Source organism: Kitasatospora sp. NPDC056446 (assembly GCF_042796115.1).
Taxonomy (GTDB): Bacteria; Actinomycetota; Actinomycetes; order Streptomycetales; family Streptomycetaceae; genus Kitasatospora.
Genome location: NZ_JBHTRF010000009.1, coordinates 36268 through 49855 on the forward strand (window position 1 = coordinate 36268; position 13588 = coordinate 49855).

Consider the following 13588-nt stretch of genomic DNA (forward strand, 5'->3'; position numbering starts at 1 on the left):
GGTGATGAAGCTGTACCAGGGCCAGCGCTGAGCCTGCCGTACGGTTGAGGCATCCCCGCACCGACGACGACAGCGACCAGGAACATGATCGAGATCCCCTCCGACCTCCACAAGGACGTCGTGCCGCTCGCCTTCCTCCTCGGCACCTGGGAGGGTGCGGGCGTCTACGCCCCGCTGCCGGGTGAGGAAGCCGCCGGAGCGGAGAAGTGCAACTTCGGCCAGGAGATCGTGATCCGCCACGACGGCCGCCCCTTCCTGGAGTTCCGCTCCCGGACCTGGGTGCTGGACGACGAGGGCGAGAAGATCCGCCCGCTGGAGAACGAGCACGCCTTCTGGCGCATCACCAGCAACCACGACGGCACCAGCGGCGTCCGGGGGATCGAGATCTCCTCGGTCCGTGACGACGGCACGGTCGAGATCTGGTACGGCGAGCTGGCCGACGGCAAGCCGCAGGTCGACGTCTCCACCGACGCGGTGGCCCGGATCGAGGGCTCGCCGGAGTACTCGGGCGGCAAGCGGCTGTACGGCTTCGTCAACGGCGAGCTGCTCTGGGTCGGCGAGAAGGCCGCCCCGAACGTCGCGCTGCGCCCGTACATGTCCGCGCAGCTGAAGAAGGTGCTCAGCCCGGCGCAGCTGATCAAGGACATCAACGACCTGCCGGACGACGGCATCGCCTTCTTCAAGTAGGCACCCCGGGTCCGTCGAGCAGGCACCTTCGCGTCGGCGCGGCCGGCGGGGCGGCAACGGATCGTGCACGAGGTAGGGACCGGCCCCCGGCCGGTCCCTACACTGGCATCAGGACCCCCGACTTTGGCAGGGACAGCACCGTGGCGGACACCGGCACCACCGACTGGCAGCTCTCCGGCGACTGGAAGACGGACCTGCGTGAACGCGGCTACCGACTCACTCCCCAGCGCCAGCTCGTGCTGGAGGCCGTCGACGCCCTCGACCACGCCACCCCCGACGACATCCTCTGCCATGTCCGGCGGACCGCCAGCGGCATCAACATCTCCACCGTCTACCGGACGCTGGAGCTGCTGGAGGAGCTCGGCCTGGTCTCGCACGCCCACCTCGGCCACGGCGCCCCGACCTACCACCTGGCCGGCCGCCACCACCACCTGCACCTGGTCTGCCGGGACTGCGAGAAGGTCACCGAGACCGGGACCGAGATCGCCCAGCCGCTGATCGACAGCCTGCGCGCCCAGCACGGCTTCGACACCGACCTCAAGCATTTCGCCATCTTCGGCCGCTGCGCCGACTGCACCGCCAAGCTCGCCGGGGACCGGCCGTAAGCTGGCCGGTATGACCGGTGTGAAGAGCCCGCTGCTTGCCCTGCCCGGAGCCGTCCCCGCCGAGGGGGCCGACGAAGGCGTCGCCGCCCACTACGGCGACATCTTCCGCGAGCAACGCGACCTGGCGCGGGGCACCGGCTTCGTCGACCTCTCGCACCGCGGGGTGGTCACCGTCACCGGCGCGGACCGCCTCGCCTGGCTGCACCTGCTGATCACCCAGCACGTCAGCGACCTGCCCCCGCAGCAGGCCACCGAGGCGCTGGTGCTCTCCGCGAACGGGCACGTCGAGCACGCGCTCTCCCTGGTGGACGACGGCACCACCACCTGGGCGCACGTCGAGCCGGGCACCCAGGAGGCGCTGGTCGCCTACCTGGAGAGCATGAAGTTCTACTACCGGGTGGAGGTCGCCGACGCGACCGCCGAGTACGCCGTGGTCCACCTGCCGGCCGGCTCCACCGGCTCCGTCGAGGGCGCCGCCGCCGTCCGCGAACTCCCGTACGGCCGCGACCTGTTCGTGCCGCGCGCCGACCTGGAGAAGCTGACCGCGGGGTACGGCCCGGCGGCCGGGGTCTGGGCGTACGAGGCGCTGCGGATCGAGGGCCACCGGCCCCGGCTCGGCTTCGAGACCGACCACCGGACCATCCCGCACGAGGTGGACTGGCTGCGCACCGCCGTCCACCTGCAGAAGGGCTGCTACCGCGGCCAGGAGACCGTCGCCCGGGTGCACAACCTCGGCCGCCCGCCGCGCCGACTGGTCTTCCTGCACCTCGACGGCACCGAGGAGACGCTGCCCCCGCACGGCACCGAGGTGCGGCTGGCCTCCGACCCCGACGGGCGGGCGCTGGGCTTCGTGACCTCCTCGGCGCGGCACCACGAGCTGGGGCCGATCGCGCTGGCGATCGTCAAGCGGAACGTCCCGGTGGACGCGGTGCTGCTGGCCGGGACGGTGCCGGGCACCCAGGACGTGATCGTCCCGCAGTAGGCCCCCGCGGCAGGCCCCTGCGGCAGGCCCCTCGGGTCCCGGGCGTCAGATCTCGACGAGGACGGTGAACGGGCCGTCGTTCACCAGGGCCACCCGCATGTCGGCGCCGAACCGGCCCGTCTCCACCTTGGCGCCCAGTGCGCGCAGCTGGGCGACCACCTCGTCCACCAGCGGCTCGGCGACCGGGCCGGGGGCGGCGGCGTTCCAGGTGGGGCGGCGGCCCTTGCGGGCGTCGCCGTAGAGCGTGAACTGGCTGATCACCAGCAGCGGGGCGCCGAGGTCCGAGCAGCTCTGCTCGACGCCCTCCTCGTTCGCCGGCAGCAGCCGCAAGGTCCAGAGCTTGCGCGCCAGCTGGGCGGCCTTGGCGGGGGTGTCGTCATGGGTGGCGCCGACCAGGACGCAGAGCCCGGGCCCCTCGATCGCGCCGACGGTCTCACCGGCCACGGTCACCCGGGCCTCGGTCACTCGCTGCACCACTGCTCGCATGCCGTCATTGTGCCGGAGGGCCGGACGGCCGCCGGAGGGGCCCCGGGGTGGGCGGCGCGGGGGCGTACCCCGCCCGCGCTACGGGCCAGGTGCGCGCTCCGTCCGGCGCCGCGCGCCCCCTGGCGCGGGCTGCGGAGGGTGCTCGCCCTCCCCCCGTCCCGGGCCCGTCGCCTTGACGTGCCGGGCCCGTCGCCCGGTGTGGCACCTCCCCCACGTGCGTCACAGGGGTCTTCTCAGGGCGCATGCGTGGGGCGCGCGCAAGGGTGGTGCACGCCGTGAGGTGCGCGCCTGCGCTGGTTGGGGCGCCACTCTTCCTGCGGAAAGCTCCGGTCATACCAGCCACCCCTGTTCGCCAGGGGGCCGTTCGGGTGCACGGGCGGTGCGCGCGCGCCGGGCGGGGTGGCACGCTGGTGGACCGTACGAAGGGTCCGGGGCGCCATGAGGTCCGCCGCGTCGGGCCGGGGTTCGGCCAGGCGGTCGAATCGGTGGGTCAGGCGTTCTGGCGGTGTCGCCCCGGTGGGTGGTCGCGGCCGGGAAGCGGAACCTCCGGAAGCCGCCGGGCGTGCCGACGGACGGGACGCCGAGCCCGCCGGGGGCGGGCCGGACCGGCGGCAGGGACGGGGTGCCGCGAGCGGGCGGGATTCGGACGACGGCAGGGTGGTTGGGATGGACGCGAGCAGTGTGGCGCGGGACCGGTCCGGGCAGGCGGCACAGGCCCCCGGGGGCCCGCGCGGTCCCGGGGCGGGTGCCGAGGAGGACCCCGATCTGGAGCGGCTGGGCCTGGACCAGCTGCGGGTGCTGCGCCGGGAGACCCTGGAGCAGGAGGCCGACCTGTCCTATCTGCGGCGGCTGCTGCACGGGCGGATGGACATCCTGCGCGCCGAGCTCGACCGGCGGCCCGGCCCGGACCCGCTCCGGACGGCCGGTGCGGCCGGTGCGGCCGGGGCGTCCGGTGCCGACCCGGTCCCCGGCGACCTGCTGGACCGGCTGCCGGCGATCCTGACCGACGCGCCGTCCACCGTGCGGCGCTCGGCCCGGCACGTCACGCTCGGCCCGCCGCGCACCCTGGAGTCCCGGCTGGAGGCGGACACCCTGATGGGCGACGTCCAGCTCGCCGACCTGGCCGCCCACCCGGCCGAGGAACTGCTGGCCGCGCTGGAGCGGCTGCGGGCGCACGAGCGGGAGGTCTCCGGGCGGCGCCAGCGGCTGCTGCGCACGGCCGACGGTTGCAACGCCGAGATCACCCGCAGGTACCGTGATGGGGAAGCACGGGTCGACGACCTGCTCGCAGGGGGGCCGCTCTGACCGGGTGAGTCGCCGTGGGCGGGTGGGGCCCGGCTCGCTCCCGGTCAACCCTCGCCCCGGAAGGCTCACCTCCGATGCCCCAGCTCGCCGCCGCGCCCGTTCTCGCCGAGGTCATACGATCCGGCTTCGTCGAGGGCCGTCACCACGGCTCCCTGGTGCTGCTCGCCGCCGACGGTTCGGTCGAGTTCGCGCTGGGCGACCCGGACGCGCCGGTCTTCCCGCGGTCGACGGCCAAGCCGTTCCAGGCGGTGGCCATGCTCCGGGCCGGGCTGGCGATCGAGGGGGAGCTGCTGGCGCTGGCGGCCTCCAGCCACTCCGCAGAATCGTTTCATCTGACCGGTGTCCGGGCCATCCTCGACTCCGCCGGTCTCGACGAGTCGGCCCTGCGCACCCCGGCCGACCTGCCGCTGGACGAGACCGAGGCGGAACTGCTGCTCGCCGCCGGCGGCCACCGCGCCCCGATCCTGATGGACTGCTCCGGCAAGCACGCCGGCTGGCTGGCCGCCTGCGTGGCCAACGGCTGGGACACCGCGAGCTACCTCGACCCGGCCCACCCGATCCAGCGGCTGGCCCGCGAGGCCCTGGAGGAGGGCACCGGCGAGACCCCCGTCCACGCGGGCGTGGACGGCTGCGGCGCCCCGCTGCTGGCCGTCAGCCTGACCGGCCTGGCCCGCGCCTACCGCGGCCTGCTGCTGTCGCCCGAGGGCTCCGCCCCGCGCCGGGTCGCCGACGCGATGCGCGCCCACCCCGAGTACGTGGCCGGGACCCGCCGGGCCGACACCTGGCTGATGCGGGCGGTCCCCGGCGCGCTCTCCAAGATGGGCGCCGAGGCCGTCCAGGTGGTGGCGCTGCCGGACGGACGGGCGCTGGCCTTCAAGATCGACGACGGTGGCGAGCGGGCCCGCGGCCCGGTGCTGGCGGCCGCGCTGCGCCGGCTCGGGGTGACCGGGGCGGACGGGACCGTCGAGCGGATCGGCGCGGCTCCGCTGCTCGGCGGCGGCGTGCCGGTCGGCGAGGTCCGGGCGGCCTTCTGACCGGGGCCCGCCGGGGCCCTGCGGGGCCCTCGCCCGCCGGGCCCGGGCCCTGCGGGGCCCTCGCCCGCCGGGGCGGCCGCCCACCGCCGGAGCCCGTACGGCGGTCGGCGGCGGCCCGTCGGGGTGCGGGCGGCGCGGGGCCGGTGCACGGTGGACCGGGGGCCGTCGCACTGCTGAGGGAGTCCGCCATGACCGACCACGTGTACCGGGTGACCGAGATCGTCGGGTCCTCGTCCGAGAGCGTCGACGCCGCGATCCGCAACGGGGTGGAGCGGGCCTCCCGGACCCTGCGCAACCTCGACTGGTTCGAGGTCTCGCAGGTCCGGGGCCATCTGGAGGACGGCCGGGTCAAGCACTACCAGGTCTGCATCAAGGTCGGCTTCCGGCTGGAGGACTGACCGGCCGGCCCCGGCCGGCCAGGACCGGCCCGGCCGGAGGGTCGCGCCCGGGTCAGCCGCGCTCGGGGAGCACCAGCGGCACCCCGGTGCGCGGGTGCGCCAGCACCTCGACCGGGTGGCCGTACACCTCGCTGAGCAGCGGCGCCCGCAGCACCTCGGCGACCGGCCCGTCCGCGACCGTCGCCCCGTCCGTCAGCAGGACCACCCGGTCCGCGTAGGCCGCCGCCAGGGACAGGTCGTGCAGCACCACGACCACCCCGTCCCCGGCGGCGGCGCGGGCCCGGGCGACCCGCAGCACCAGTTCCTGGTGGCGCAGGTCGAGGGCCGCGGTCGGCTCGTCCAGGAGCAGCAGCGGGGTGCGCTGGACCAGCACCCGGGCCAGCGCCACCCGGGCCCGTTCGCCGCCGGACAGCGCGGTGAACGGGCGCCCGGCGAAGCCGGTGGACTCGGTGGCCGCCATCGCCTCGGCGACCACCGCCTCGTCCTCGGCGGCCGCCGCCGTCCCGGCCCAGGGCGCGCGGCCCATCCGGACCACCTCGTCGGCCGGGAACGGGAACGACAGCGCGGCGGACTGCGGCAGCAGCGCGCGGTGCAGGGCGAGCGCGGCGGCGCCGTAGCCGGCCAGCGGCCGGCCGAGCAGCGTGACCTCCCCGCCGTCCGGTGCGACGTCGCCGGCCAGGACGGACAGCAGGGTGGACTTCCCGGCGCCGTTGGGCCCGAGCAGTGCGACCACCTCCCCGGCGGCGACCCGGACCGAGGCCCCGGTCAGCAGCCCGCGCCCGCCCACGCTCAGCCGTACGGCCTCGGCGGCGAGCAGCTCGGTTCCGATCGACGGTCGTCCGGGGATCTCCCGGTGGCGGCGCAGTCTCACGCCCAGCCTCCCTGCCTGGTCCTGGTCCGGCGCAGCAGCCAGAAGAAGAACGGGCTGCCGAGCAGGGCGGTGAGCACGCCGAGCGGCAGTTCGGCCGGCTCCGCGAGGGTGCGGGCGGCGAGGTCGGCGGCCACCAGCACCAGCGCGCCGCCGAGCGCCGAGGCGGGCAGCAGGAAGCGGTGGCCGGGCCCGGCGAGCATCCGCAGCAGGTGCGGCACGACCAGTCCGACGAAGCCGATGATGCCGCTGACCGCGACGGCCGCGGCGGTGAGCAGCGCGACGACGGTGATCAGCACCAGCCGCATCCGTTCGACGTCCACGCCGAGGTGGCGGGCCGGGCGCTCGCCGAGCGCCAGCAGGTCCAGCTTCCGGGCGTACAGCGGGGCGACGGCGAGGCCGGTCAGTGCGAACGGCAGGACGGCCAGCACCTTGCCCCAGGTGGCCTGGGCGAGCGAGCCGAGCTGCCAGAAGGTGACCTGGCTGATCGCGGCGGAGTCGGCGGTGAAGAGGAAGATGCCGATCAGCGCGCCGCAGAAGGCGTTCACGGCGACGCCGGTGAGGATCAGTGTGACCACTTCGGTGCGTCCGCCGGCACGGGCCATCAGGTAGACCGCGAAGACCGTCAGCAGGCCGCTCGCGAAGGCGAAGGCGGTGACCGTCCAGCTGCCGAGGGCGTCCAGGCCGAGCACGATGCAGGCCACCGCGCCGACCGCGCCGCCGGAGGAGACGCCGATCACGGCGGGTTCGGCGAGCGGGTTGCCGAACACGCCCTGCATCAGCGCCCCGGCGCAGCCCAGCGAGCCGCCGACCAGCAGGGCGAGCACCACCCGGGGCAGCCGGACGTTCCACAGCACCGACTCGGGCACCCGGTCCAGGGCGTGGCCGCCGAGGCCGAGGCGGTGGGCCGCGGAGGCGAGCACGTCGCCGAGCGGGATGCGGTAGGCGCCGATGCCGGCCGCCAGCAGGGCGCAGAGGACGAGGGCGGTGGCGAGGGCGGCGGTGATCAGTACGGTCCGGTCGACGGCGCGGGTACGCCGCTCGCGGGGCGGCGTGGAGGACGGTGCGGAGGACGGGCCCGAGGGCTGTGCCGCAGCCGGTTCCGGGGGCTGCGCGGCGGGCGGCACCGGGGGTGTCCGCCGCCGTGCGGGGGCGGTCACCGGGCGCCCGCCGGGTAGAGCTGGGCGGAGATCTCCCGCAGCACCTGCGGGGTGCGCGGGCCGTAGCTGAGCAGTTGTCCGTCCTCGATGGAGACGATCCGGCGGTCCAGCCCGGCGGGGGTCTGGGCGACGCCGGGCAGCTTGAGCAGGCCGTCGACGCCGCCGACCGAGTCGAGCCCCTTGCTCATCACCAGGATCGCGTCGGGGGCGGCCTTGACCAGGGCTTCGCTGGTGAGCGGGGTGAAGTCGCCGGTGAGGCCGGCGGCCGTGCCGGCGTCCTCGCCGCCGACCGCCTCGATCAGCGAGCCGGCGCCGGAGGCGGGGCCGCCGAGCAGGTAGACGGAGGCGCTGCCGCGCAGGTAGAGGAAGGCGACCTTGGGCCGGTGGCCGGTGGTGGCCGGGACGGCGGCCCGGGCGGCGTCCGTCCGCTGTTCGGTGCGTTCCCTCAACTGCCGTCCGGCGTCCGGGACTCCGAGGGCGGCGGCGACGGTGTCGATGCGTGGGCCGACGTCGGCCAGGCGCTTGGCGTCGTCCAGGACGATCAGCGGGACCCCGGCGGCCCGGATCTGGGAGATCGCCTCGGCCGGGCCGGTGGAGCGGTCGGCGAGGACGACGGTGGGGTGCAGCGAGAGCACGCCCTCGGCGGAGACCTCGTGGGCCTGGGTGATCACGGGCAGGTCGGCGGCCTGCCGGAAGGTGGTGGACACGTCCCGGGCGACCGCCTTGGGGCCGAGGCCGAGGCTGAACACCAGCTCGGCGAGGCTGCCGTTGAGCGGGATGATCCGTTCGGCGCTGGTGACGGTGACCTGGCGGCCGTCGGCGGAGGCGGTGGTGGCCGGGAGCTGCGGGACGGGTGCGACGGCCAGTGGTTCGACCGTGTCGGGTGCGCGGGAGGCGGGGGCCGCCGCGGTGTTCCCGGCGGGGCCGCAGGCGGCGAGGGGGAGCAGCAGGCCGAGGGCGAGCAGCAGGAGGGCGGGCCCGCGGGCCGCCCGGGATCGGATCGTGCCGCTGCTCAACCTGAGTCCTTCCGTCGGGAGTTGGCGCCTGTCGCGGTGGGGTGGGAGGTGCGGTGACGGGCGTCTTGACTCATATATTAGGTTAGCCTTACCTAAATCCTGCAAGGGGGTCGGTGTCTGCCGTGCCCGCCCCCTGCGCCGTCCCCGCACCCCGTCGAGGAGTGATCCGCCGTGCCCCTGTCCAGCCGGCTCCGCCGTTCGGTCGCCGCCCTGGTCGCCGCCCTCGCCGCCCTGCTGGCGGTGGGGCTGTCACCGGGTCAGGCGGCGGCCGCCGAGGGCAAGGTCTCCGGCGGGCGGCTGGACTGGGGGATCAAGCAGTCCTTCCTGACCTACCTCACCGGGCCCATCGCGAAGGGCAAGTGGAGCCTGACGGGTGGCGCGGCGACGGTCGGCGGCAACACCTTCCGGTTCCACTCCGCGAACGGGACGTACGACCCGGCGACCGGCGCGCTGACCGCCGCCTTCTCCGGCGGGGTCCGGTTCACCGGGCACCAGGAGAACGGCGTTGACGCACTCGACATGAGCCTCGGCCGGCTCACCTTCCGGGCCGTCCAGGGCGGCGCGGCCGGGCTCTACGCCGACGTCAGCAGCAAGTCCAAGGAGACCGGACAGGTCAGCAGCGCCGGCCAGGCCAAACTGGCCGACCTCTCGCTGGCCGGCGTCGACCTGCGCGGCGCGGGCGGCACCCTGACGCTGAGCAGCGTCCCGGCCACCCTCACCGATGCCGGGGCGAAGGCCTTCGGCAACTTCTACCAGGCCGGGACGGCCCTCGACCCGCTCACGCTCTCGGTCAACCTGCCCGCCGCGCAGGCCGCTTCGGCACCACCGGCACCGGCACCGGCCCCGACCGCCGCGCAGAGCGCCCCGGCCGCCGCCCCGAGCACCGCCCCGGCCGCCGAGCCGACCGCCCCGGCCCCCGCCGCCCGCACCGGGTTCGCCGCCGGGAGCCTCGACTGGGGCGTCCGCCGCACCTTCCGCGACTACGTCACCGGCACGATCGCCCAGGGCCGTTGGGAGCTCGGCGCCGGTGCGGCCGACGGCGGCGCGTTCTTCCGCTGGACCCCGGCCAAGGGCAGCTACGACCCGGCGACCGGCGCGCTGACCGCGGACTTCGGCGGCACCGTCCGCTTCACCGGTCTGCGCAGCGGCGACACCTACGGCCTGGACCTCACCCTCGCCGCCCCCGGTGTCACGGTGGCCGACGGCCGGGGCCGACTGGTCGCGGACGTCTCCGGCCGGACCCCGGACGGCGCCGTCCAGCAGCTCGGGAGCGTCGAGCTGGCCGCGTTCGACCCGGCCGGGCTCACGGTGGACGGCGGCCTGCTGAAGGCCGTCGAACTGCCGCTCACCCTCACCGAGGGCGGCGCCAAGGCCTTCGGCGGCCTCTACCCGACGGGCACCGAGATGGACCCGCTGAGCTTCGCCGTCGCCCTCGACCCCTCGGCCGCGCTGCCCCCGCTGCCCGACCTCGGCAGCGCCCCGGCCTCCCCGCCGGCGGCCGCCGCGAGCCCGGCGTCCGCCGCACCCGTCGCGACGTCCGCCCCGGCCTCCTCCGGCGGCGTTCCGGTCGCGGCCGTGGCCGGCGGCGCGGTGCTGGTGGCCGCGCTCGCGGCGACCGGCGGCCTGCTGCTGCGGCGCCGCCGGGCCGCCGCCACAGCCGGGACGGCCGACGTCGCAGCCGGGACGGCCGCCGGCGGCCGAGGCTCCGACGACGCGGCCTGACCCCCCTCCGGGAGCGTCCCCCCGCTCCCTCCCCCATCCGAACGGAGTAACCAGCATGTCCCGCAACCGCACCCGGCTGGCCGCCCTCGCGGCCGCCACCGCCGGCCTCGGCCTGACCGCGCTCGGTGCCCCCGCACTCGCCTTCGGCGCGGGCGGCCCCGGCAGCGTCAGCTACGACACCGGCTCCCTGGACTGGGGCGTGAAGGCCGGCTTCCGCTCCTACATCGGCGGCCCGGCCTCCCAGGGCGGCGCGATCGAGCTGACCGGCGGCGCCACCACCAACGCCGACGGCACCTTCCACTTCGGCCTGGCGAGCGCCGGCTACGACCTCGCCACCCACACCCTCAGCTCCTCCTTCACCGGCGGCGTCCACTTCACCGCCCACCACGGCGCACTGGACGTGGCGCTCAGCGACCTGAAGATCACCACCTCCGGGACCACCGGCACGCTCACCGCCGACACCGCCTCCAAGGAGTCGATGGGTGCGGCCGAGATCACCCGCCGGGATGACGTGCCACTGGTGACGTTCACCGTTGCGCGGGACACCACCACGGGGGTGCCGGCCGCCGCGAAGATGACCGAGCAGGGGGCCAAGGCCTTCGCGGGCTTCTACCCGGCTGGGACGGACATGGACCCGCTGTCGCTGCTGCTGAAGCAGGGCCCGGCGACGCCCTCCCCGTCCCCCACCGCCACCACGCCCACCGCCACGCCGTCCGGCCCGGGCACCGCCTCGCCGACCGCGCAGCCGAGCTCGACGCCCACCTCGACGCCGTCGTCCACCCCGTCGGCCACGCCGTCCTCCTCGCCGAGCCCGACCGCGTCCGGCACCCCGTCGTCCTCCGCGTCGCCCACCGCCGGCCCCTCGGCGAGCGGGACCCCCGGCACCGTCCCGGCCCGGCTGCCCGTGCTGAACGGCACCCTGGACTGGAAGGTCAAGGAGAGCTTCCGCAAGTACCTCGAATCCCCGATGGCCGCCGGCAAGGTCGAGTTCGGCGGCGGCGCGGCCGACTACCGCTTCGGCGGTGCCACCGGCGCGTACAACACCGCCGACCACACGCTGACCGCCGCCTTCGACGGCTCGGTCCGCTTCCTCGGCCACCCCGGCAAGGACGGCTGGGCGCTCGACACCAAGCTCTCCAAGCTGGGCCTGGCGATCGACCGCGACGGCGCCTTCCTGACCGCCGACGTCAACAGCAAGTCGGCCGACGGCAAGTCGACGTCGCTGAGCGGTGCCCGGATCGCCAAGCTCGACGTCCCGGCCTCCGCGCTGAAGCCGGTCGACGGCGTGGTGACGCTCTCCGGCGTCCCGGCCACGCTCACCGCCGAGGGCATCCCGGCGTTCTCCGACTACCCGGCCGGTACGGTCCTGGACCCGGTCACCGCCGTCCTGGCGTTCGACAAGGACGCCAAGCTGCCGCCCGCCGGATCGACCGGCGGCGGCGGCAGTGGCAGTGGCGGCGGCTCCGGTGCCAACGTCGGGTCCGGCGCCAACGGCCAGGGCTCGGGCTCGGGCAGCGGCACGGTCGGCGGCGCCTCGCTGACCTCCACCGGGCTGACGTCCACCGGGCTGGGCGGTGCGGGCGGCGGTTCGCTGGCCGCGACCGGTGCGGACACCCCCGTGGTCCCGCTGCTCGCCACCGCCGCCGGACTGCTGCTGGTCGGCGGCAGCGCCACCGTGCTGGTCCGCAGCCGCCGGAGCGCCGCGCGGTCCTGACCAGGCCTTATGAGCGGGCCTCATGGCCCAGCCTCATGAGCAGGCCTCATGAGCAGGCCTCATGAGCAGGCCTCATGAGCAGGCCTCATGACCCGGCCCCGGCGAGCAACCGCTCGCCGGGGCCGGAGCCGTACCCGGTGCCGCCGGGACGGAACGCCTACGCGCTCAGCGGGTAGCGCGAGTCCAGGTCGCGGAAGACCGCCCCGTTGAGCACGAAGGCCCGCTTGCACTCGTCGACCACCCGGCGCCGCTCGACCTCGTCCATCGCCGCGCCGGCCGCGTCCAGCCTGGCCCGGTACTCGCGCTTGAAGGCGGCCGGGTTCTCGACCTCCTCGAAGACGTAGAACCGCACGCCGTCGCCCTTGCGGGCGAATCCCCAGGTCTTCTCCGCGACGCCGCGGATGATCTGACCGCCGGACAGGTCGCCCAGGTAGCGGGTGTAGTGGTGCGCGATGTACCCGGCCGGCCATTCGGCGGCCAGCTCCTCGATCCGGGCGACGTACGCGGCGGTGGCGGGCAGCGGCTCCAGCCCGTCCTGCCAGTCGGGGCCGCGCAGGTGGGCCAGGTCGCGCTCGATGGCGGCGGTGCGCAGCAGCGTCCGGTCGACGAAGGGGCCTGCCAGCGGGTGCTCCGCGAGCTGCTCCAGCGGGCCCTCCAGGGCCCGGTAGACGTGCCAGAGCTGGCCGGTGAGGTCGGCGTACGCCTCTATCCCGAGTCGGCCGTGGAGCAGGTGGCCCATGAACGGGGAGTGCTCGGCGGCCTCGTGCTCCTCGCTGCTGGCGGTGCGGAGCACGGTGGAGAACGGGACGGGCTCGGACGCGGGCATGCGGCCTCCAGGGATCGGATGCGGCCGGGTCGGATTCCGCCCCGACAGTTTTGGTTAGCCTAACCTAACTTCACATCTTGCCGACAGGCTGTCGGCAAACTGTTCGACAGCCTGCCCGCAGAACCCACCGGCCAACCACCCGGCCGAGCGGGCGCGCGGCCGGTCCCGCCCCCGGAAACGACAGGGGCCGGGGCCCGCGGACGAATCCGCGAACCCCGGCCCAGGCTGTCCCGACCTACCTCGAACTGCCCTGATCGAACGAGATCGGAACGACGGCTCAGTGGCCGCCCTGCTCCGCAAGGCGCTTGATCGAAGCGGTGACCTCGGCCTCGGCCTCGGCGCGGCCGACCCAGTCGGCGCCCTCGACGGACTTGCCGGGCTCCAGGTCCTTGTAGACCTCGAAGAAGTGCTGGATCTCCAGGCGGTCGAACTCCGACACGTGGTGGATGTCGCGCAGGTGCTCCCAGCGCGGGTCCGTCGCCGGGACGCAGAGCAGCTTGTCGTCGCCGCCGGCCTCGTCGGTCATGTGGAACATGCCGATCGCGCGGCACTTGATGAGGCAGCCCGGGAAGGTCGGCTCGTCCAGGATGACCAGGGCGTCCAGCGGGTCGCCGTCCTCGCCGAGCGTGCCCTCCACGTAGCCGTAGTCGGCCGGGTAGCGGGTCGAGGTGAAGAGCATCCGGTCCAGCCGCAGGCGACCGGTCTCGTGGTCGACCTCGTACTTGTTACGAGAGCCCTTCGGGATTTCGATAAGGACGTCGAACTCCAACGGTTCCTCCAAGGTA

Annotated in this window: 14 protein-coding genes; 8 read left to right on the top strand and 6 right to left on the bottom strand. The window is 75.1% G+C overall.

The features are described 5' to 3' along the window. The first annotated feature begins 84 nt into the window (after window positions 1–84). From ACFQ6N_RS08490 to ACFQ6N_RS08500, 3 genes are all read left to right on the top strand, one after another. Window positions 85–687: an FABP family protein gene (locus ACFQ6N_RS08490; protein WP_380647801.1), complete on the top strand. Its 603-nt coding sequence runs from the start codon at window positions 85–87 to the stop codon at window positions 685–687. Window positions 688–827: 140 nt separating this feature from the next. Next, the gene (locus ACFQ6N_RS08495) at window positions 828–1292 is read left to right on the top strand and encodes a Fur family transcriptional regulator (protein ID WP_380647802.1); all 465 of its coding nucleotides are present in this window, start codon (window positions 828–830) and stop codon (window positions 1290–1292) included. Window positions 1293–1311: 19 nt separating this feature from the next. Next, complete coding sequence (locus ACFQ6N_RS08500; RefSeq protein ID WP_380647979.1) at window positions 1312–2274, top strand: YgfZ/GcvT domain-containing protein; 963 nt, start codon at window positions 1312–1314, stop codon at window positions 2272–2274. Window positions 2275–2319: 45 nt separating this feature from the next. Here ACFQ6N_RS08500 and dtd read toward each other — a convergent pair whose 3' ends face one another. Next, window positions 2320–2760 (bottom strand): D-aminoacyl-tRNA deacylase, encoded by a 441-nt coding sequence (gene dtd / locus ACFQ6N_RS08505; RefSeq protein ID WP_380647804.1) that lies wholly within the window; start codon window positions 2758–2760, stop codon window positions 2320–2322. A 666-nt stretch (window positions 2761–3426) separates the two neighbouring features. Here dtd and ACFQ6N_RS08510 point away from each other — a divergent pair. The 3 genes from ACFQ6N_RS08510 to ACFQ6N_RS08520 all read left to right on the top strand — a co-directional run bounded on the left by ACFQ6N_RS08510 (window position 3427) and on the right by ACFQ6N_RS08520 (window position 5497). Further along, the gene (locus ACFQ6N_RS08510) at window positions 3427–4065 is read left to right on the top strand and encodes an ABC transporter substrate-binding protein (RefSeq protein WP_380647805.1); all 639 of its coding nucleotides are present in this window, start codon (window positions 3427–3429) and stop codon (window positions 4063–4065) included. Between the two features lie 74 nt (window positions 4066–4139). Further along, complete coding sequence (locus ACFQ6N_RS08515) at window positions 4140–5099, top strand: asparaginase (RefSeq protein ID WP_380647806.1); 960 nt, start codon at window positions 4140–4142, stop codon at window positions 5097–5099. Window positions 5100–5287: 188 nt separating this feature from the next. Beyond that, entirely contained in the window at window positions 5288–5497 is a 210-nt protein-coding gene (locus ACFQ6N_RS08520) for a dodecin (RefSeq protein ID WP_380647807.1), read from the top strand. A 52-nt stretch (window positions 5498–5549) separates the two neighbouring features. Here the strand turns inward: ACFQ6N_RS08520 and ACFQ6N_RS08525 are convergent, their stop codons facing one another. From ACFQ6N_RS08525 to ACFQ6N_RS08535, 3 genes are read right to left on the bottom strand one after another with little or no spacing between them, the layout of a single operon-like run. After that, complete coding sequence (locus tag ACFQ6N_RS08525; RefSeq protein ID WP_380647980.1) at window positions 5550–6374, bottom strand: heme ABC transporter ATP-binding protein; 825 nt, start codon at window positions 6372–6374, stop codon at window positions 5550–5552. Further along, a complete protein-coding gene (locus ACFQ6N_RS08530) occupies window positions 6365–7492 on the bottom strand; it encodes a FecCD family ABC transporter permease (protein ID WP_380647981.1) in 1128 nt (375 codons plus the stop codon). Before ACFQ6N_RS08530 ends, ACFQ6N_RS08525 begins: the two co-directional genes overlap by 10 nt. A gap of 29 nt (window positions 7493–7521) precedes the next feature. After that, window positions 7522–8541, bottom strand: a complete 1020-nt coding sequence (locus ACFQ6N_RS08535) for a hemin ABC transporter substrate-binding protein (RefSeq protein ID WP_380647808.1) — start codon at window positions 8539–8541, stop codon at window positions 7522–7524. A 171-nt stretch (window positions 8542–8712) separates the two neighbouring features. Between ACFQ6N_RS08535 and ACFQ6N_RS08540 the strand changes: the two genes are divergently transcribed. After that, on the top strand, window positions 8713–10263 hold the full coding sequence (locus ACFQ6N_RS08540) for an HtaA domain-containing protein (RefSeq protein WP_380647809.1): 1551 nt from the start codon (window positions 8713–8715) through the stop codon (window positions 10261–10263). A gap of 55 nt (window positions 10264–10318) precedes the next feature. Continuing rightward, the gene (locus tag ACFQ6N_RS08545) at window positions 10319–11977 is read left to right on the top strand and encodes an HtaA domain-containing protein (RefSeq protein ID WP_380647810.1); all 1659 of its coding nucleotides are present in this window, start codon (window positions 10319–10321) and stop codon (window positions 11975–11977) included. A gap of 157 nt (window positions 11978–12134) precedes the next feature. On the opposite strand, the gene ACFQ6N_RS08550 is transcribed toward ACFQ6N_RS08545, so the two are convergent. Continuing rightward, on the bottom strand, window positions 12135–12803 hold the full coding sequence (locus tag ACFQ6N_RS08550; RefSeq protein ID WP_380647811.1) for a heme oxygenase (biliverdin-producing): 669 nt from the start codon (window positions 12801–12803) through the stop codon (window positions 12135–12137). Between the two features lie 277 nt (window positions 12804–13080). Then, window positions 13081–13572: an inorganic diphosphatase gene (locus tag ACFQ6N_RS08555; RefSeq protein WP_188300447.1), complete on the bottom strand. Its 492-nt coding sequence runs from the start codon at window positions 13570–13572 to the stop codon at window positions 13081–13083. Window positions 13573–13588 lie beyond the last annotated feature (16 nt).

What these genes read in the sequence shown, in the direction of transcription:
- ACFQ6N_RS08545 (WP_380647810.1), top strand. Translation starts at nt 10,319, where the DNA reads ATGTCCCGCAACCGCACCCGGCTGGCCGCCCTCGCGGCCGCCACCGCC.
- ACFQ6N_RS08490 (WP_380647801.1), top strand. Translation starts at nt 85, where the DNA reads ATGATCGAGATCCCCTCCGACCTCCACAAGGACGTCGTGCCGCTCGCC.
- ACFQ6N_RS08550 (WP_380647811.1), bottom strand. Translation starts at nt 12,803, where the DNA reads ATGCCCGCGTCCGAGCCCGTCCCGTTCTCCACCGTGCTCCGCACCGCC.
- dtd (WP_380647804.1), bottom strand. Translation starts at nt 2,760, where the DNA reads ATGCGAGCAGTGGTGCAGCGAGTGACCGAGGCCCGGGTGACCGTGGCC.
- ACFQ6N_RS08515 (WP_380647806.1), top strand. Translation starts at nt 4,140, where the DNA reads ATGCCCCAGCTCGCCGCCGCGCCCGTTCTCGCCGAGGTCATACGATCC.
- ACFQ6N_RS08510 (WP_380647805.1), top strand. Translation starts at nt 3,427, where the DNA reads ATGGACGCGAGCAGTGTGGCGCGGGACCGGTCCGGGCAGGCGGCACAG.
- ACFQ6N_RS08520 (WP_380647807.1), top strand. Translation starts at nt 5,288, where the DNA reads ATGACCGACCACGTGTACCGGGTGACCGAGATCGTCGGGTCCTCGTCC.